Origin of the sequence: Streptomyces sp. SLBN-8D4 (assembly GCF_049739545.1) — a bacterium.
Classification (GTDB): Bacteria; Actinomycetota; Actinomycetes; order Streptomycetales; family Streptomycetaceae; genus Streptomyces; species Streptomyces canus_C.
Genome location: NZ_JBMGQC010000001.1, coordinates 4058367 through 4076409 on the forward strand (window position 1 = coordinate 4058367; position 18043 = coordinate 4076409).

General features: G+C 67.2%; 14 protein-coding genes and 1 tRNA gene. 2 read left to right on the top strand and 13 right to left on the bottom strand.

All coding sequences use genetic code 11. The annotated features are described in order from the left end of the window. Positions 1 to 32: 32 nt before the first annotated feature. The 11 genes from RKD20_RS18115 to RKD20_RS18165 form a co-directional block, all read right to left on the bottom strand. A complete protein-coding gene (locus RKD20_RS18115; protein ID WP_020118524.1) occupies positions 33 to 3932 on the bottom strand; it encodes a DNA-directed RNA polymerase subunit beta' in 3900 nt (1299 codons plus the stop codon). Between the two features lie 100 nt (positions 3933 to 4032). Beyond that, entirely contained in the window at positions 4033 to 7518 is a 3486-nt protein-coding gene (rpoB, locus tag RKD20_RS18120; protein WP_424878623.1) for a DNA-directed RNA polymerase subunit beta, read from the bottom strand. Positions 7519 to 8078: 560 nt separating this feature from the next. Further along, complete coding sequence (rplL, locus tag RKD20_RS18125) at positions 8079 to 8462, bottom strand: 50S ribosomal protein L7/L12 (protein WP_060887961.1); 384 nt, start codon at positions 8460 to 8462, stop codon at positions 8079 to 8081. 123 nt (positions 8463 to 8585) lie between these two features. Continuing rightward, positions 8586 to 9116 carry a 50S ribosomal protein L10 gene (gene rplJ, locus RKD20_RS18130; protein ID WP_007384048.1) on the bottom strand — a complete coding sequence of 177 codons (531 nt, stop codon included), beginning with the start codon at positions 9114 to 9116 and terminating at the stop codon, positions 8586 to 8588. A 286-nt stretch (positions 9117 to 9402) separates the two neighbouring features. Next, positions 9403 to 10254 carry a DUF1396 domain-containing protein gene (locus tag RKD20_RS18135; protein WP_424878624.1) on the bottom strand — a complete coding sequence of 284 codons (852 nt, stop codon included), beginning with the start codon at positions 10252 to 10254 and terminating at the stop codon, positions 9403 to 9405. Between the two features lie 91 nt (positions 10255 to 10345). Then, positions 10346 to 11188 (bottom strand): hypothetical protein, encoded by an 843-nt coding sequence (locus RKD20_RS18140; RefSeq protein ID WP_424878625.1) that lies wholly within the window; start codon positions 11186 to 11188, stop codon positions 10346 to 10348. A gap of 113 nt (positions 11189 to 11301) precedes the next feature. Further along, a complete protein-coding gene (gene rplA, locus RKD20_RS18145; RefSeq protein WP_007384045.1) occupies positions 11302 to 12027 on the bottom strand; it encodes a 50S ribosomal protein L1 in 726 nt (241 codons plus the stop codon). A gap of 86 nt (positions 12028 to 12113) precedes the next feature. Continuing rightward, positions 12114 to 12548 carry a 50S ribosomal protein L11 gene (gene rplK, locus RKD20_RS18150; RefSeq protein ID WP_007384044.1) on the bottom strand — a complete coding sequence of 145 codons (435 nt, stop codon included), beginning with the start codon at positions 12546 to 12548 and terminating at the stop codon, positions 12114 to 12116. Positions 12549 to 12714: 166 nt separating this feature from the next. Beyond that, the gene (nusG, locus tag RKD20_RS18155; RefSeq protein ID WP_020118518.1) at positions 12715 to 13569 is read right to left on the bottom strand and encodes a transcription termination/antitermination protein NusG; all 855 of its coding nucleotides are present in this window, start codon (positions 13567 to 13569) and stop codon (positions 12715 to 12717) included. A gap of 80 nt (positions 13570 to 13649) precedes the next feature. Continuing rightward, entirely contained in the window at positions 13650 to 13937 is a 288-nt protein-coding gene (secE, locus tag RKD20_RS18160; protein ID WP_007384042.1) for a preprotein translocase subunit SecE, read from the bottom strand. A 108-nt stretch (positions 13938 to 14045) separates the two neighbouring features. After that, positions 14046 to 14118, bottom strand: a tRNA-Trp gene (locus tag RKD20_RS18165). 248 nt (positions 14119 to 14366) lie between these two features. Here RKD20_RS18165 and RKD20_RS18170 point away from each other — a divergent pair. Both RKD20_RS18170 and RKD20_RS18175 read left to right on the top strand, forming a co-directional pair. Beyond that, entirely contained in the window at positions 14367 to 15593 is a 1227-nt protein-coding gene (locus RKD20_RS18170; RefSeq protein WP_424878626.1) for a pyridoxal phosphate-dependent aminotransferase, read from the top strand. 118 nt (positions 15594 to 15711) lie between these two features. After that, positions 15712 to 16752 carry an adenosine deaminase gene (locus RKD20_RS18175; RefSeq protein WP_424878627.1) on the top strand — a complete coding sequence of 347 codons (1041 nt, stop codon included), beginning with the start codon at positions 15712 to 15714 and terminating at the stop codon, positions 16750 to 16752. Here RKD20_RS18175 and RKD20_RS18180 read toward each other — a convergent pair. Together RKD20_RS18180 and RKD20_RS18185 are read right to left on the bottom strand one after the other, a co-directional pair. Further along, the gene (locus RKD20_RS18180; protein ID WP_424878628.1) at positions 16733 to 17374 is read right to left on the bottom strand and encodes a hypothetical protein; all 642 of its coding nucleotides are present in this window, start codon (positions 17372 to 17374) and stop codon (positions 16733 to 16735) included. The genes RKD20_RS18175 and RKD20_RS18180 overlap by 20 nt on opposite strands. Positions 17375 to 17390: 16 nt before the next feature. After that, positions 17391 to 18008 (bottom strand): TetR/AcrR family transcriptional regulator, encoded by a 618-nt coding sequence (locus RKD20_RS18185; protein ID WP_424878629.1) that lies wholly within the window; start codon positions 18006 to 18008, stop codon positions 17391 to 17393. Positions 18009 to 18043: the final 35 nt, after the last annotated feature.

Here is an 18043-nt window from a genome sequence, read left to right on the forward strand (position 1 = left end):
GGCGCCCTTCAGTCGTTCAGACGCAGGTCCTACTACTGGTTGTACGGCCCGTAGTCGTAGTCCTCCAGCGGAACAGCCTGGCCGGACCCCGTGCCGAACGGCGAGTAGTCGATGTCGTCGTAGCCGACGGCCGAGTACATCGCGGCCTTGGCCTCCTCGGTCGGCTCGACCCGGATGTTGCGGTAGCGGGACAGACCCGTACCGGCCGGGATGAGCTTACCGATGATGACGTTCTCCTTGAGGCCGATGAGGCTGTCGGACTTGGCGTTGATCGCCGCGTCCGTCAGGACTCGGGTCGTCTCCTGGAAGGAGGCGGCCGACAGCCAGGATTCCGTCGCCAGCGAGGCCTTGGTGATACCCATCAGCTGCGGACGACCGGAGGCCGGGTGACCGCCCTCCTGGACCACACGACGGTTCTCGGTCTCGAACTTCGAGCGCTCGACCAGCTCGCCGGGCAGCAGCTCGGCGTCGCCGGACTCGATGATCGTCACGCGGCGCAGCATCTGCCGGATGATGATCTCGATGTGCTTGTCGTGGATCGACACACCCTGCGAGTTGTAGACCTTCTGGACCTCGCCGACCAGGTGGACCTGGACGGCACGCTGACCCAGGATGCGCAGCACGTCGTGCGGGTTGGTGGCACCCACGGTGAGCTTCTGGCCCACCTCGACGTGCTCGCCCTCGCTGACCAGAAGACGCGCGCGCTTCGAGATCGGGAACGCCGTCTCGTCGCTGCCGTCGTCCGGCGTGATGACGATCTTCTTGGTCTTCTCGGTCTCCTCGATCCGCACGCGGCCCTGGGCCTCGGAGATCGGGGCGACACCCTTCGGGGTACGGGCCTCGAAGAGCTCGACGACACGCGGCAGACCCTGGGTGATGTCGTCACCGGCCACACCACCGGTGTGGAAGGTACGCATCGTCAGCTGGGTACCGGGCTCACCGATGGACTGGGCGGCGATGATGCCGACCGCCTCACCGATGTCGACCAGCTTGCCGGTGGCCAGGGAGCGGCCGTAGCACATGGCGCAGGTGCCGACGGCGGACTCGCAGGTCAGGACCGAGCGGGTCTTGACCTGGGAGACACCGTGCTTGACGAGCTCGTCGATGAGGACGTCGCCGAGGTCGGTGTTGGCCGGGGCCAGCACCTTGCCGTCGACCGTGATGTCCTCGGCCAGCGCCCGGGCGTACACGCTGGTCTCGACGTCGTCCGCCTTGCGCAGCACGCCGTCCGCGCCGACCTCCGCGATCTGGAGCTTGAGGCCGCGGTCGGTGCCGCAGTCCTCCTCGCGGATGATGACGTCCTGCGAGACGTCCACCAGACGACGGGTCAGGTAACCCGAGTCGGCGGTACGCAGGGCGGTGTCCGCCAGACCCTTACGGGCACCGTGCGTGGAGATGAAGTACTCCAGCACGGACAGGCCCTCGCGGAAGGACGCCTTGATCGGACGCGGGATGGTCTCGTTCTTCGCGTTCGACACCAGACCACGCATACCGGCGATCTGCCGCATCTGCATCATGTTTCCTCGGGCACCCGAGTCAACCATCATGAAGATGGGGTTGGTCTTGGGGAAGTTCGCGTTCATCGCCTCGGCGACCTCGTTGGTCGCCTTGGTCCAGATCGCGATGAGCTCCTGCGTGCGCTCTTCCTTGGTGATCAGACCGCGCTCGTACTGCTTCTGGACCTTCTCGTCCTGCGCCTCGTAACCCTTGACGATCTCCTTCTTCGCCTCGGGAACGACGACGTCGGAGATGGCCACGGTGACACCGGAACGGGTCGCCCAGTAGAAGCCGGCCGCCTTCAGGTTGTCGAGCGTCGCCGCCACGATGACCTTGGGGTAGCGCTCGGCCAGGTCGTTGACGATCTCGGAGAGCTGCTTCTTGCCCACCGAGTAGTCGACGAACGGGTAGTCCTCGGGCAGCAGCTCGTTGAAGAGCGCGCGGCCCAGGGTGGTGCGCAGGCGGAAGGTGTCCCCCTGCTGCCACTCCGGCTCGCCCTCCTCCTGCGCAGGCGGCGTCCAGCCACGCGGCGGGATGGTGCCCACCGGGAAGCGGATGTCGATCTGCGACTGGAGCGCCAGCTCGCCGGCGTCGAACGCCATGATCGCCTCGGCCGTGGAGCCGAACGCGCGGCCCTCGCCCTTGGTGTCACGCAGCTCGCCGTCGGTGGTGAGGAAGAACAGACCGAGGACCATGTCCTGGGTCGGCATCGTCACCGGACGGCCGTCGGCGGGCTTGAGGATGTTGTTCGAGGACAGCATCAGGATGCGGGCCTCGGCCTGCGCCTCCGCGGACAGCGGAAGGTGCACGGCCATCTGGTCACCGTCGAAGTCCGCGTTGAACGCGGTGCAGACGAGCGGGTGGATCTGGATGGCCTTGCCCTCGACCAGCTGCGGCTCGAAGGCCTGGATGCCGAGGCGGTGCAGGGTGGGAGCACGGTTCAGCAGAACCGGGTGCTCGGCGATGACCTCTTCGAGGACGTCGTACACGACCGTGCGGCCGCGCTCCACCATGCGCTTGGCGCTCTTGATGTTCTGCGCGTGGTTCAGGTCGACCAGGCGCTTCATCACGAACGGCTTGAAGAGCTCCAGCGCCATCGCCTTCGGCAGACCGCACTGGTGCAGCTTCAGCTGCGGACCGACGACGATCACGGAACGCGCGGAGTAGTCCACACGCTTGCCGAGCAGGTTCTGACGGAATCGACCCTGCTTGCCCTTCAGCATGTCGCTGAGGGACTTCAGCGGGCGGTTACCGGGACCGGTGACCGGGCGACCACGACGACCGTTGTCGAAGAGGGCGTCAACAGCCTCCTGAAGCATGCGCTTCTCATTGTTGACGATGATCTCGGGCGCGCCGAGGTCGAGGAGCCTCTTCAGACGGTTGTTGCGGTTGATCACACGGCGGTACAGGTCGTTCAGGTCGGAGGTCGCGAAGCGGCCACCGTCCAGCTGCACCATCGGGCGAAGGTCCGGCGGGATGACCGGGACGCAGTCGAGGACCATGCCCTTGGGGCTGTTGGAGGTCTGCAGGAAGGCAGACACGACCTTCAGCCGCTTCAGCGCACGGGTCTTCTTCTGGCCCTTGCCGGTACGGATGATCTCGCGGAGACGCTCGGCCTCCTCGTCGAGGTCGAAGGACTCCAGGCGCTTCTGCAGCGCCGCGGCACCCATCGAACCGTCGAAGTACGTGCCGAAGCGGTCGCGCAGCTCGCGGTAGAGCAGCTCGTCACCTTCGAGGTCCTGGACCTTGAGGTTCTTGAAGCGGGTCCACACCTCGTCGAGACGGTCGATCTCGCGCTGCGCACGGTCGCGCAGCTGCTTCATCTCACGCTCGGCACCCTCGCGCACCTTGCGGCGCACGTCGGCCTTGGCGCCCTCGGCCTCCAGCTCGGCCAGGTCGCTTTCCAGCTTCTTGGCGCGGGCCTCAAGGTCGGCGTCACGACGGTTCTCGACCTGCTGACGCTCCACGGAGACGTGCGCCTCCAGGGAGGGCAGGTCACGCGTACGGCGCTCCTCGTCGACGTACGTGATCATGTACGCCGCGAAGTAGATGACCTTCTCGAGGTCCTTGGGAGCCAGGTCGAGCAGGTAGCCCAGACGCGACGGGACACCCTTGAAGTACCAGATGTGCGTGACAGGGGCGGCCAGTTCGATGTGGCCCATCCGCTCACGGCGCACCTTGGCGCGAGTCACCTCGACGCCGCAGCGCTCACAGATGATGCCCTTGAACCGGACACGCTTGTACTTGCCGCAGTAGCACTCCCAGTCCCGGGTCGGACCGAAGATCTTCTCGCAGAAGAGTCCGTCCTTTTCGGGCTTGAGGGTGCGGTAGTTGATGGTCTCGGGCTTCTTGACCTCGCCGTGGCTCCACTGACGGATGTCGTCAGCGGTGGCCAGACCGATCCGGAGCTCATCGAAGAAGTTGACGTCGAGCACTATGCGTCAATCCCTCTCAGGGTTGTAAGTCTTGGGGTCTGAAACGGGGGTCCAGGGGCCGGCCGGAGGTCCCTCACCAGGTCCTCCGGCCGGACTCCCGTCAGACCTCTTCGACGCTGCTCGGCTCGCGCCGGGACAGGTCGATGCCGAGCTCTTCCGCCGCGCGGAAGACGTCCTCGTCGGTGTCGCGCATCTCGATGGACATGCCGTCCGAGGACAGCACCTCCACGTTGAGGCACAGGGACTGCATCTCCTTGATGAGCACCTTGAAGGACTCGGGGATGCCGGGCTCGGGGATGTTCTCGCCCTTGACGATGGCCTCGTAGACCTTCACGCGGCCGGTGACGTCGTCGGACTTGATGGTCAGCAGCTCCTGGAGGGCGTACGCGGCGCCGTATGCCTCCAGCGCCCACACCTCCATCTCACCGAAGCGCTGGCCACCGAACTGGGCCTTACCACCCAGCGGCTGCTGGGTGATCATCGAGTACGGACCGGTCGAGCGGGCGTGCAGCTTGTCGTCGACCAGGTGGTGGAGCTTGAGGATGTACATGTAGCCGACCGAGATCGGCTCCGGGAACGGCTCGCCGGAGCGGCCGTCGAACATCCTCGCCTTACCGGTGGGCTGCACCATGCGCTCGCCGTCGCGGTTCGGGATGGTGTGCTGGAGCAGACCCGCGAGCTCGTCCTCACGCGCACCGTCGAAGACGGGGGTGGCGACGTTGGTGCCCGGGTCGACCTGGTCGGCACCGATGACCTGCAGGCGCTTCGCCCAGTCCTCGCCGAGACCGGAGACGTCCCAGCCGCGGCTGGCGAGCCAGCCGAGGTGGATCTCCAGGACCTGTCCCGGGTTCATTCGGGACGGCACACCCAGCGGGTTGAGGATGATGTCGACCGGGGTCCCGTCCTCGAGGAACGGCATGTCCTCGATGGGCAGGATCTTGGAGATGACACCCTTGTTGCCGTGCCGGCCGGCGAGCTTGTCACCGTCCGTGATCTTGCGCTTCTGCGCCACGTAGACACGAACCAGCTGGTTCACGCCCGGCGGCAGCTCGTCGCCCTCTTCACGGTCGAAGACGCGGACGCCGATGACCTTGCCGATCTCGCCGTGCGGCACCTTCAGCGAGGTGTCACGGACCTCACGGGCCTTCTCACCGAAGATCGCGCGCAGCAGGCGCTCCTCCGGCGTCAGCTCGGTCTCACCCTTGGGCGTGACCTTGCCGACGAGGATGTCACCGGCGACGACCTCGGCACCGATACGGATGATGCCGCGCTCGTCGAGGTCGGCGAGGACCTCCTCGGAGACGTTCGGGATGTCCCGGGTGATCTCCTCGGGGCCGAGCTTGGTGTCACGGGCGTCGACCTCGTGCTCCTCGATGTGGATCGAGGAGAGGACGTCGTCCTGCACGAGGCGCTGCGACAGGATGATCGCGTCCTCGTAGTTGTGACCCTCCCACGGCATGAACGCCACGAGCAGGTTCTTGCCCAGCGCCATCTCGCCGTTCTCGGTGGCCGGACCGTCGGCGAGGACCTGACCGGTGATGATCCGGTCGCCCTCGTTGACGATGACCTTCTGGTTCACCGAGGTGCCCTGGTTGGAGCGCGAGAACTTGGCGAGGCGGTACGTGATGTACGTGCCGTCGTCGTTGGCGGTGGTGATGTAGTCCGCGGAGACCTCCTGGACCACACCGTCCTTCTCGGCCTTGACCACGTCGCCGGCGTCGACGGCGGAGCGGTACTCCATGCCGGTGCCGACGAGCGGGGCCTCGCTCTTGATGAGCGGCACGGCCTGGCGCATCATGTTCGCGCCCATGAGGGCACGGTTGGCGTCGTCGTGCTCGAGGAACGGGATCATGGCGGTCGCGACCGACACCATCTGGCGCGGCGAGACGTCCATGTAGTCGACGTCGTCACCGGGGACGTAGTCGACCTCGCCGCCACGACGGCGGACCAGGACCCGGGACTCCTCGAACCGCATGTCGTCGTTGAGCGTGGCGTTGGCCTGCGCGATGACGAAGCGGTCCTCCTCGTCGGCCGTCAGGTAGTCGACCTCGTCGGTGACCACGCCGCCGGTGACCTTGCGGTACGGCGTCTCCACGAAACCGAACGCGTTGACGCGGCCGTAGGAGGCGAGCGAACCGATCAGACCGATGTTCGGGCCTTCGGGCGTCTCGATCGGGCACATGCGGCCGTAGTGCGAGGGGTGCACGTCACGGACCTCGAAGCCGGCCCGCTCACGGGAGAGACCACCCGGACCAAGCGCCGACAGACGGCGCTTGTGGGTGAGACCCGACAGCGGGTTGTTCTGGTCCATGAACTGCGACAGCTGGCTGGTGCCGAAGAACTCCTTGATGGAGGCGACGACCGGCCGGATGTTGATCAGGGTCTGCGGCGTGATCGCCTCGACGTCCTGGGTCGTCATGCGCTCACGGACGACGCGCTCCATACGAGCCAGACCCGTGCGGACCTGGTTCTGGATGAGCTCGCCGACGCTGCGCAGACGACGGTTGCCGAAGTGGTCGATGTCGTCGGTCTCGACGACGATGCTGCCGCCGCTGTCGCCGACCGTCTCGGTCTCGCCCGCGTGCAGCTTCACCAGGTACTTGATCGTCGAGATGATGTCCTCGACGGTCAGGATGCCCGCGTCCAGCGGAGCGTCCGCACCCAGCTTCTTGTTGACCTTGTAGCGGCCGACCTTGGCGAGGTCGTAACGCTTCGGGTTGAAGTAGAGGTTCTCCAGAAGCGTCTGGGCGGCCTCACGCGTGGGGGGCTCGCCCGGACGCAGCTTGCGGTAGATGTCGAGCAGCGCGTCGTCCTGGCCCTGGGTGTGGTCCTTCTCCAGGGTGGCGCGCATCGACTCGTACTCGCCGAACTCCTCAAGGATCTGCTCGGTGGTCCAGCCGAGAGCCTTCAGGAGCACGGTGACGGACTGCTTGCGCTTGCGGTCGATGCGGACACCGACCATGTCGCGCTTGTCGATCTCCATCTCCAGCCAGGCACCCCGGGACGGGATGATCTTGGCCGAGAAGATGTCCTTGTCGGACGTCTTGTCGATGGAGGAGTCGAAGTAGACACCCGGCGAGCGGACCAGCTGCGACACCACGACACGCTCGGTGCCGTTGATGACGAAGGTGCCCTTGCCGGTCATGAGCGGGAAGTCGCCCATGAAGACGGTCTGGGACTTGATCTCGCCGGTCTCGTTGTTGGTGAACTCCGCCGTAACGAAGAGCGGGGCGGCGTACGTGAAGTCGCGCTCCTTGCACTCGTCGATGCTGTTCTTCGGCGGCTCGAAACGGTGGTCTCGGAACGTCAGCGACATCGACCCGGAGAAGTCCTCGATCGGGGAGATCTCCTCGAAGATCTCCTCCAGACCGGACTTGGTGGGGACGTCCTGACCGGACTCAAGAGCCTCCTCGACCCGACTCTGCCAGGCGGTGTTCCCGAGCAGCCAGTCAAAGCTCTCGGTCTGCAGCGCGAGCAGGTTGGGAACCTCGAGAGGCTCCTTGATCTTTGCAAAAGAGATGCGCAGCGGGGCGGTGCTGGCGGCGTTGTTCGTATTCGCGGTCGAGGCAGTGCGCGAGGCGGCCAAGAGGGGGTCCTTCCGAGGGCTCGGACTCACTACGCGCTCCCCGGGCCCTCTCCGCGGCACAGACACAGGTCTCTCCGATGTGGCCAAAAGGCCAGCTCGGAGATGGTCCGGTCGTCGATGCTGAGGGGAGGGCAGACCCCTGGTGACGGGCAGGGGACAGCTAACAGGCAGCGCAAAGGGTCAGTGTAGCCACTTGGCGCACTGATGTCCAGCCCTGCTTTTCTGCCCGGTCTTCAAAAACTCTCGCTGCCCTCAACGTCCTCGGCATGGTGCCCTCAACGCACGTTGATACTGCCCTCTTCGTCGCCGATCCATGCCTCGGATTCGGACCGTTCTGGCGACGCGTCCTGAGAATTGCGCGCTGCGTGCGGTTCGTCAAGGCCCCCCTGCCCGAACCTGAGATTCCGGGAGACACGACGAAGATCACCATACCCCTCGCCCACGAGGCCGCAAGGCAACCGTGACCGCGCCTCCAGGAACGCCGAAGAGCGACCACCCGGATGGATGATCGCTCTTCGGTGCTTGCGCGTTACAGGCCGATCGAAAAGGCCTGTGAGGTGTTACTTGACCTCGACCGAGGCGCCGGCGCCCTTGAGGGACTCGGCGGCCTTCTCGGCGGCCTCCTTGGCGACCTTCTCGAGAACGGGCTTCGGGGCGCCGTCCACGAGGTCCTTGGCCTCCTTCAGACCCAGGGAGGTCAGCTCACGCACGACCTTGATGACCTGGATCTTCTTGTCGCCGGCACCCGTGAGGATGACGTCGAACTCGTCCTGCTCCTCAGCGGCCTCGGCCGGGGCGCCGGGGACGGCGGGGCCGGCAACGGCGACGGCCGCGGCGGCGGTGACGTCGAACTTCTCCTCGAAGGCCTTCACGAACTCGGAGAGCTCGATGAGGGTCATCTCCTCGAACTGCGCGAGCAGGTCTTCCTGGCTGAGCTTCGCCATGAGGGGCGATCCTTCCACTAATTCGGCTGGTGCCGATGTACATGTCTGGCGGGCGTACGTTCGGCCCGCTACGACCGCTTCCCGGGGCGGCTGCCTCAGGCGGCGGTCATGATGCGAGCCGAGTTACTCGGCACCGCCCTGCTCGTCCTGCTTGGCACGGAGCGCGTCCACGGTGCGGACGAGCTTCGACGGGAGCGCCTGGAAGACCTGAGCAGCCTGAGTCTGCTTGCCCTTGAAGGCACCCGCCAGCTTGGCGAGCAGAACCTCGCGGGACTCGAGGTCCGCAAGCTTCTTGATCTCGTCGGCGGACAGCGCCTTGCCGTCAAGGACACCGCCCTTGATGACGAGGTTCGGGTTGTCCTTGGCGAAGTCACGAAGACCCTTCGCCGACGTCACCGGGTCACCGGTGATGAAGGCAACCGCCGTCGGACCGTTGAACAGGTCGTCGAGCGTCGAGATCCCGGCCTCGTTGGCCGCGATCTTGGTCAGCGTGTTCTTCACCACGGCGTACTGGGCGTCTTCACCGAGCGAACGACGCAGCGTCTTGAGCTGCGCCACGGTGAGACCCCGGTACTCGGTCAGCACGGCGGCGTTCGAGCTGCGGAACTGCTCCGTCAGCTCGGCTACCGCGGCAGCCTTGTCGGGCCTTGCCATAGAGCGTCGGCCTCCTTCCGGGTGATGAGGACCGCTCAGAAGGGGCTGCACAAAACGAAACGCCCCGGCGCAGGCGCACGGGGCGTAGCTCGACCGCGATCACATACGCAAGGCACGTGTTCCCGGGAGCACATCCACAGTCACCTGCGCGGGTCGTCCGCAATTTTCAGCGGATCCTTCGGCCACCGCCCCCTCTTGCGAGGACACGGCAACGACCAGCGGTCTTTGGCTTCTGTAGGAGCGTACGGGACCGGATCCCTGTCAAGCAAATCCGGTCCTACGGCGCTCAGCTCTTCTGGAGTTCCTTCATCATCTCGGCCAGGTCAGCGGTGTCCTTCGCGGGCGGCGCCTCGACGGTCACGGGCTTGTTGTAGTCGAGGAAGGTGAAGGTCATGTCGAACTTGCCCTTGTCGGCGTCGCCCCGCATGCGGAACTGCTTGGCGTGGTTCTCGCCGTCGACCCACATGTCCATCGTGAACTTGTCCAGGCCCAGCTTCTGGAGCTGCTCGGTGCTCTTCTCGCGCTGCTCACGGACCGACTTGTCGGCGTCCTTGAAGGAGGCCTTGAGCTCGGCCAGGGTGACGTCGCCCGCGTAATGGGTCGTCTTGACCCCGTCCACGGTCTCGGTGCCGACCTTCTTCACGTTCTTGGCGCCGTTGAGGAAGGACGACATGGAGGCCGGGTTCTGGTCGGCCTGGCCGGCGCCGGGCGCGGTGGCACCGAGGCCACCGTCCTTGCCGAGCGAGGACAGGTCGAACTTCATCCACTTCTTGCCGTCCATCTCCTTGGCCAGCTCGGCGTTGCCGCCGATGTACATGGCCTTGTCGACGAGACGGATCTCCGCGGAGCCCTGACCGGCCGCGGTCATCTTCATGCTCATCGCGAGGTCGGGCTTGGTCCGCATGGCGGCCTCGGCCTGGACCCGCCCCTGCTCGGGCATCTCGCCCTTCATCCGGTAGTGGAAGGAGGTGATGTCCTCCGTGTTCTTCGCCGCCTTCGCGACCGCGGCGGCGGGCGTCATCTCGGGCGACTCGTCGCCCCCCTTGGAACAGCTCACCGCACCCGCGGCGAGAGCCACGGCGGCGAGCCCGGCGCCGATGGTCCGACCGCGCACGGAACGTCGTACAGAAGTAGTCATTGCTTCCCCCCAAGGAACACATGGTCGATTCACAGACAAGACCGCGAGCTTAACCGAGAGGCGCGCGAGGGGTCCGTGAATTCCCTGCGGCTCAGGTGGGGTTGGTGCTCGACTGTGACAGGAGGGACTTGAAGTCCGCGGTGTCGGCGGCCGGCGGCTTCCGTACGGCGACCTTGACGCCGTAGTCGCTGTAGTGGGCGGTCTGGGTCACCCTGCCGTTCGCCGTGCTGGTCTTCTCGACCTTCTTGACCAGCAGGTTCCTGTCGTTGATCCAGATGTCGAGGGTCTCGGCGGTGACGTCGGCGTTCTGGAGGCGCTGCCGGAGCTCGGTGTCGGTGACGTCCTCGACGTCGACGGTGCCCGCGTAGTGCGTGGTGGCCTGGCCGTCCACGGTCTCCCGGCCGAGCTCGCGCACGTCGGCGGAGTCCAGCAGCAGCCGCACCGACTGGTTCGGGGTGGTGGAGCGCATCTGGTCGGCGAGGTCGGCGCCCCCGCCGAGGTTCTTCAGGTCGTCGTAGGCGTACCTGAGCCAGTGCTTGCCGCCCGTCTTCGCGGCGAAGGTGTCGCCCATGCGCGCGTAGTAGGCGTCGGCGAGGTAGCGGGCCTCCATGGACGTGACGCCGAGAGCGCGCATCGTCTCGGCCGCGGTGCCGCCGGTGTAGTCGAGGGTGAGGGCCCCCGACAGGCCCTCGCGCCAGGCCAGGACGCCGTCGGCGGTGAGGGACAGCTGGGTGCCCATCACGGTGTTGGATCTCACCCGGGCGCTCCGGGCCCGCACGGTGGAGCCTTCCGCGGCGCGCAGGGCCGGGAGGGAGGCGGGGGCCGAGGCCGTCCGCCTGTGCTCCTCGGGCCGGTCCGAGGAGCCGGAGGACGTACAGGCGGCGAGTGCCGCCAGTGCGGCGGCCGTCGTGAGCCAGACCGTCGTCCTCTTCATGCGTCCCCCTGGTGCAAGTGCCCTGCTCGCACGCTAACTCAGAGCACCGTCCCCGCACATGGGAACGGGCCCCGCACCTCGGAAGGTGCGGGGCCCGTGAACCTGCCGGTGTCTCAGACCGCGGCCGGGTCCTCCTCGACGAGGAGGTTGCGGGTGCGGTTGGAGTCCAGCGGAATGCCGGGGCCCATCGTGGTGCTGATGGCGGCCTTCTTGATGTAGCGACCCTTGGCGGCGGACGGCTTCAGACGGAGGATCTCCTCCAGCGCCGCGCCGTAGTTCTCCACCAGCTTGGTGTCGTCGAACGACGTCTTGCCGATGATGAAGTGCAGGTTCGAGTGCTTGTCGACGCGGAACTCGATCTTGCCGCCCTTGATGTCGTTGACAGCCTTGGTGACATCGGGGGTGACGGTGCCGGTCTTGGGGTTCGGCATGAGACCACGGGGACCGAGCACGCGGCCGAGGCGGCCGACCTTGCCCATGAGGTCCGGGGTGGCGACGACGGCGTCGAAGTCCAGACGGCCCTTCGACACCTCGTCGATGAGCTCGTCGGCGCCGACGATGTCGGCGCCCGCGGCACGAGCGGCCTCGGCACGGTCACCGGTCGCGAAGACCAGGACCCGGGCGGTCTTACCGGTGCCGTGCGGGAGGTTCACGGTGCCACGGACCATCTGGTCCGCCTTGCGCGGGTCGACACCCAGACGGAAGGCGACCTCGACGGTGCCGTCGAACTTGGAGGTGGAGGTCTCCTTGGCGAGACGGACGGCCTCGAGCGGGGCGTACAGCTTCTCCCGGTCGATCTTCTCGTCCGCAGCGCGGAGGGCCTTGCTGCGCTTGCTCACAACTGCTCCTGTGTGTTCTGAAAGGAGTCGTGGTACGGGCCGAGCAGGCCCTGCCACTTCTGCTTGGTGTACGAGGGGGGTGGGGCTCAGCCCTCGACCGTGACGCCCATGGAACGCGCGGTACCGGCGATGATCTTCGCGGCGGCGTCCAGGTCGTTGGCGTTGAGGTCGGGCATCTTGGTGGTGGCGATCTCGCGGACCTGCGCCTGGGTGATCTTGGCGACCTTGGTCTTGTGCGGCTCGCCGGAGCCCTTCTCCACGCCCGCGGCCTTGAGGATCATCTTCGCGGCCGGCGGGGTCTTGGTGATGAAGGTGAAGGAGCGGTCCTCGTAGACCGTGATCTCCACCGGGATCACCCAGCCACGCTGCGACTCGGTCGCGGCGTTGTAGGCCTTGCAGAACTCCATGATGTTCACGCCGTGCTGACCCAGCGCGGGGCCGACCGGCGGAGCCGGGTTGGCGGCACCGGCCTGGATCTGGAGCTTGATGAGCCCCGTGACCTTCTTCTTCTTGGGAGGCATAGCTCTCCGGGTCCTTTCGATTCGGGTCCTGCCCGCGTACGGGGACCACCCGGACGCAGGCATACCGCACAACGATAGCGGGTATAGATGCGCGGCCAAAAACCGAGCAGGTCAGACGAGCTGTGACAGCCCGCCTGACCTGGTCGGAAGTTCTGTCCGGAAGACGTCAGTTCTTCTGGATCTGGTCGAAGCTCAGCTCGACCGGGGTCTCGCGGCCGAAGATCTCGACGAGGCCCTTGACCTTCTTCGAGTCGGCGTTGATCTCGTTGATCGTGGCCTGCAGCGTGGCGAACGGGCCGTCGGTGACGGTGACCGAGTCGCCCACCTCGAAGTCCAGCACCTGGACCTCGACCTTGCGGGCCGGAGCCGGCTTGCCCTCGGCCTCGGCGGCCTCGCGGGCGGCCTTCTCCTCGGCCTCCGGGGCGAGCATCTTGACGATCTCGTCCAGGGTCAGCGGGTACGGGTCGTAGGCGTTGCCCACGAAGCCGGTGACGCCGGGGGTGTTGCGGACGACGCCCCAGGACTCGTTCGTCAGGTCCATGCGCACCAGCACGTAGCCGGGGAGCTTGTTCTGACGGATCGTCTTGCGCTCGCCGTTCTTGATCTGCGCGACCTCTTCCTGCGGCACCTCGGCCTGGAAGATGAAGTCCTCGACGTTCAGCGAGACGGCACGCTGCTCGAGGTTGGTCTTCACGCGGTTCTCGTAACCGGCGTAGGTGTGGATGACGTACCACTCGCCGGGGAGGGTCCGCAGTTCCTCGCGGAGGGCGGCGACGGGGTCGACCGGCTCGGCCGGCTCCTCCTCGGCGTCCGCCTCTTCCTCTTCCTCGTCCTCGACGGCCTCGACGTCGCCGCCGGACTCGTCCTCGACGTGGAGAGCGGCTTCCTCGGCGGGCACGCCGGCCTCGGCGTCGGCAGCCTCGACCTCGTCCGGGTCCTCGTCCGCGCCCTCGACGATGTCGAGCTCGTCGTCGACAGACTCGTCGGGCTCGATGGCGTCGTTCAGGTTCTGGTCAGACACGGTGGCTGCTTCTTCCTGGATACATGGGGTGGAACATGCGAAAAGGGGCGCCGGTAACCTCGGCGCCCTTCGCTCTGTGCTCAGCCGAATACGTACTTGGCGGCGTGGTTGAGTCCATAGTCAATCACGGTCACCAGACCGATCATGACGAGGACGAAGACGATCACCACGGTCGTGTACGTCGTCAGCTGATTCCGCGACGGCCAGACGACCTTGCGGAGTTCGGCGACGATCTGCCGGTAGAAGGTCGCGAGACGCTTCAGCGGGCCCTTCTTGGCACGCTTACCGCCCTTGCGGGTCTTCTTCTTGGTCTCCGGCACTTCGTCCTGGGCGCCAGGCGTGTCGATGGAGCCCACGGCATCCGCCATTCGTCCTCACCTGTTCCCGGGTCGTGGCCGTGCCGCGCCCGGTTGGAGCCGCACGGCGGTGCATTGCTGTACGTACATGCGCACACATCCTGGCGAAGGTGTGTGTAGCAGGGCCGGAGGGACTTGAACCCCCAACCGCCGGTTTTGGAGACCGGTGCTCTACCAATTGAGCTACGACCCTTTGTGTGCCCCCCAACGTACCGCATCCGACCGAGTGCTCGGTGTGCACCTGGGCGGGCGGCTGCTGAAGGCCAACGAGGTGAGAGTGTACGTGGTCCGCGGGCCCTCGTCGAACAGAAAGCGCCCGTACGGGCCTTGGGGACGGAAGATCGTCCAGCGTGCGGCGCGAATCCGGACGGTTGTTCAGCTGTTGTTCAGTCTGTGAAACCCGTGTGCCGGAGAGGTTTCCGGTCTGGAACGATGGACCCCATGAGCGCTGCAACCCCTCCCACCGAGCGCCGGGTCTCCGCCCGAGTCGGCGCGATCTCCGAATCCGCCACCCTCGCCGTGGACGCCAAGGCCAAGGCCCTCAAGGCCGCCGGGCGGCCGGTGATCGGCTTCGGCGCCGGTGAACCGGACTTCCCGACCCCGGACTACATCGTCCAGGCCGCGATCGAGGCCTGCTCGAACCCCAAGTACCACCGCTACACGCCCGCCGGCGGTCTGCCCGAGCTGAAGGCCGCGATCGCCGCGAAGACCCTCCGTGACTCCGGTTACGAGGTCGAGGCGTCCCAGATCCTGGTGACCAACGGCGGAAAGCAGGCGATCTACGAGGCCTTCGCCGCGATCCTCGACCCGGGCGACGAGGTCATCGTCCCGGCGCCGTACTGGACGACCTACCCGGAGTCGATCCGGCTGGCCGGCGGTGTCCCGGTGGAGGTCGTCGCCGACGAGACGACCGGCTACCGGGTCTCCGTCGAGCAGCTGGAGGCGGCCCGCACCGAGAAGACGAAGGTCGTCCTCTTCGTCTCCCCCTCCAACCCGACCGGCGCCGTCTACAGCCAGGCCGACGCCGAGGCGATCGGCCGCTGGGCCGTCGAGCACGGCCTGTGGGTGCTGACGGACGAGATCTACGAGCACCTCGTCTACGGCGACGCGAAGTTCACCTCGCTGCCCGCGCTCCTGCCCGAGCTGCGCGACAAGTGCGTCGTGGTCAACGGGGTCGCGAAGACGTACGCCATGACGGGCTGGCGGGTGGGCTGGATCATCGGCCCGAAGGACGTCGTCAAGGCCGCGACCAACCTCCAGTCGCACGCCACGTCCAATGTGTCGAACGTCGCCCAGGTCGCGGCCCTCGCCGCGGTCTCCGGCAACCTCGACGCGGTGGCGGAGATGCGCACGGCCTTCGACCGCCGCCGCAAGACGATCGTCCGCATGCTCAACGAGATCGACGGCGTGCTCTGCCCGGAGCCCGAGGGCGCCTTCTACGCCTACCCGTCGGTCAAGGACCTGCTCGGCAAGGAGATCCGCGGCAAGCGCCCGCAGGACACGGTCGAGCTGGCCGCGCTGATCCTGGAGGAGGCCGAGGTCGCGGTCGTCCCGGGCGAGGCCTTCGGCACGCCGGGCTATCTGCGGCTGTCGTACGCGCTGGGTGACGAGGATCTCGTCGAGGGTGTCGCGCGGATCCAGAAGCTGCTGGCGGAGGCGCGCGACTGAGTTCGCTGCGAAAGGGACCGGCTGCTCACGTGAGTAGCCGGTCCCTTTTTTGTGCGAGCAAGACCACTAAAGGGGAAAGTGGTACCGGGACGCCCGTGACGTACGGCAGGATCCTGGAATGGAGCGTGTACGTGATGTCTCTGAGCTGCCGAAAGCCCATCTGCACCTGCACTTCACGGGCTCGATGCGCCCGGCGACGGTTCTGGAACTGGCCGACAAGTACGGAGTGCGGCTGCCCGAGGCCCTGGTCGACGCACTGACCAGCGGCGAGCCCCCGAGACTGCGGGCCACGGACGAGCGCGGCTGGTTCCGGTTCCAGCGGCTGTACGACGCGGCGCGCTCGTGCCTCAGGGAGCCCGAGGACATCCAGCGGCTGGTGCGGGAGGCCGCGGAGGAGGACGTCCGCGACGGCTCGGGGTGGCTGGAGATCCAGGTCGACCCGACGTCGTACGCCCCCCGGATGGGTGGTCTGATCCCGGCGCTGGAGATCATCCTGGACGCGGTGGAGACGACCTCGCGGGAGACCGGGCTCGGGATGCGGGTGCTGGTCGCCGCGAACCGGATGAAGCACCCGCTGGACGCGCGCACGCTGGCCCGGCTCGCGGTGCGGTACGCGGACAAGGGCGTGGTGGGCTTCGGGTTGTCGAACGACGAACGCCGGGGCATGGCACGGGACTTCGACAGGGCGTTCCACATCGCGCGCGAGGGCGGGCTGCTGTCGGCGCCGCACGGCGGCGAGCTGAGCGGTCCTGCCTCGGTGCGGGACTGCCTGGACGACCTGAGTGCCACGCGGATCGGGCACGGGGTGCGCGCGGCGGAGGACCCTCGGCTGCTGAAGCGGCTGGCCGACCGGCAGGTGACGTGCGAGGTGTGCCCGGCGTCGAACGTGGCTCTCGGCGTGTACGAGAAGCCCGAGGACGTGCCGCTGCGGAAGCTGTTCGAGGCGGGGGTGCCGATGGCACTGGGCGCCGACGACCCCCTGCTGTTCGGGTCCCGGCTGGCCGCCCAGTACGAGATCGCCCGGCGCTGGCACGGGTTCTCGGACGCGGAACTCGCGGAACTGGCCCGGCAGTCGGTACGGGCTTCGGCGGCGCCGGAGGACGTGAAGACCAAGCTGCTGTCGGGGGTGGACGACTGGCTCAGCGGGCCGGCTTCTTGAAGCAGACGAGTACCTCGTAGGGGTGGCCGCCGCCGGGCGGCTGCTTCGGTGAGACCCCCGTGGCCAGGACGGACGCCCCCGTGTCGGCACCCTTCTGCCGCGGCCCCCAGTCTGCAGCCCACGCGAGATCCACGGCCGTCCGCGCGAACGCGTCCCGGCTGCCGAACAGGAAGAACGTACGCGCGTGAGTGGCGTGCCGCAGCTCGTCCCGGAAGTCCGCGTACGTCTGCCGTCGCCGCCAGGCCTCCGCGTCGTCGCGGGTACGGGCCTGGTCGGTCTCCACGGACAGCGGGGCACCGGTTCTGAGCGCGTGCCGCAGCTCGGGCCACTTGCTGGGACGCAGTCCGTACGAGTGGTGGGCCAGGACGAGATCCACCCGCTCCCCCCAGCCCTCGTCGGGCGGGACGCCGTCCCGCAGGGGCACATGGACGATCGTGTGCCGCGAGTAGGCGGCGAAGGAGAACAGGCCGGCGAGCCGGTTCAGCCCGTCGTGGTCACCGAGGAGCAGACCGATCGGCTCCGGAGCGGTCAAGGAGGCATGGCGCAGAGTGTGACGGGGCTGGACGACCCGGTGTTCGTGGGGACCGATACGGGGTCTGAACTCGGTGAGCCTCAGCCGCATGGGCCCAGCGTGACGGTCACGCCGATTCCCCGGCAACCGAGATTCCGCCCAGCAGGGTCCGGGCCAGCCGGCTCGCGAACTCCTCCACCGGCGGCCGTACGCCGTCCTGTGTGGCGTCGTAGGCGAACGCCCGTTGCGCGCAGGCGCCCAGGAGGAGGGAGGCGGCGGCGAAGGTGTCGGCATCGGGGGCGACCCGGCCGATGGACTGCTCGGCGCGGAGGTAGGCGTCGAGCCACTCGATCGGCTTGTGCGGGCCGGACTCCATCTCGCGCATCGCGTCGTCGTGGCGCCGCTTGAGCTGGGTCTCGGCGTACAGCGAGGCGGCGATCGGAAAGCTCTGCTCGTAGAAGAGGGCGGCCTGGCGGGCGATCTCGGTGAGGTTCTCCTCCAGGCTGTGGCGGCCCGGCTCGGCGGCCAGGGCGTGCAGCAGGGGGGCCAGTCTCGGGAGGCGTTCCGCGAGGACGCGGATGAACACCTCCTCCTTGCTGGCGAAGTACTTGTACAGCGCCGCCTCGGAGCAGCCGGCCGCCTTGGCGATCTCCTTGGTCGTGGCACGCGCCAGCCCGACGGTGAGCATCAGCTCGTGGGCGGCGTCGAGGATGCGGACGCGGGCCGGGCCGGGCTTGGGCTCCATGCTGTTCGGTCCCCTTGGGTCGGTTGGCGGGCTTG

Coding starts and splice junctions, on each gene's coding strand:
- rplL (WP_060887961.1), bottom strand. CDS start 8,462: ATGGCGAAGCTCAGCCAGGAAGACCTGCTCGCGCAGTTCGAGGAGATG.
- rplJ (WP_007384048.1), bottom strand. CDS start 9,116: ATGGCAAGGCCCGACAAGGCTGCCGCGGTAGCCGAGCTGACGGAGCAG.
- RKD20_RS18135 (WP_424878624.1), bottom strand. CDS start 10,254: ATGACTACTTCTGTACGACGTTCCGTGCGCGGTCGGACCATCGGCGCC.
- RKD20_RS18140 (WP_424878625.1), bottom strand. CDS start 11,188: ATGAAGAGGACGACGGTCTGGCTCACGACGGCCGCCGCACTGGCGGCA.
- rplK (WP_007384044.1), bottom strand. CDS start 12,548: ATGCCTCCCAAGAAGAAGAAGGTCACGGGGCTCATCAAGCTCCAGATC.
- secE (WP_007384042.1), bottom strand. CDS start 13,937: ATGGCGGATGCCGTGGGCTCCATCGACACGCCTGGCGCCCAGGACGAA.
- RKD20_RS18170 (WP_424878626.1), top strand. CDS start 14,367: ATGAGCGCTGCAACCCCTCCCACCGAGCGCCGGGTCTCCGCCCGAGTC.
- RKD20_RS18175 (WP_424878627.1), top strand. CDS start 15,712: ATGGAGCGTGTACGTGATGTCTCTGAGCTGCCGAAAGCCCATCTGCAC.
- RKD20_RS18180 (WP_424878628.1), bottom strand. CDS start 17,374: ATGCGGCTGAGGCTCACCGAGTTCAGACCCCGTATCGGTCCCCACGAA.
- RKD20_RS18185 (WP_424878629.1), bottom strand. CDS start 18,008: ATGGAGCCCAAGCCCGGCCCGGCCCGCGTCCGCATCCTCGACGCCGCC.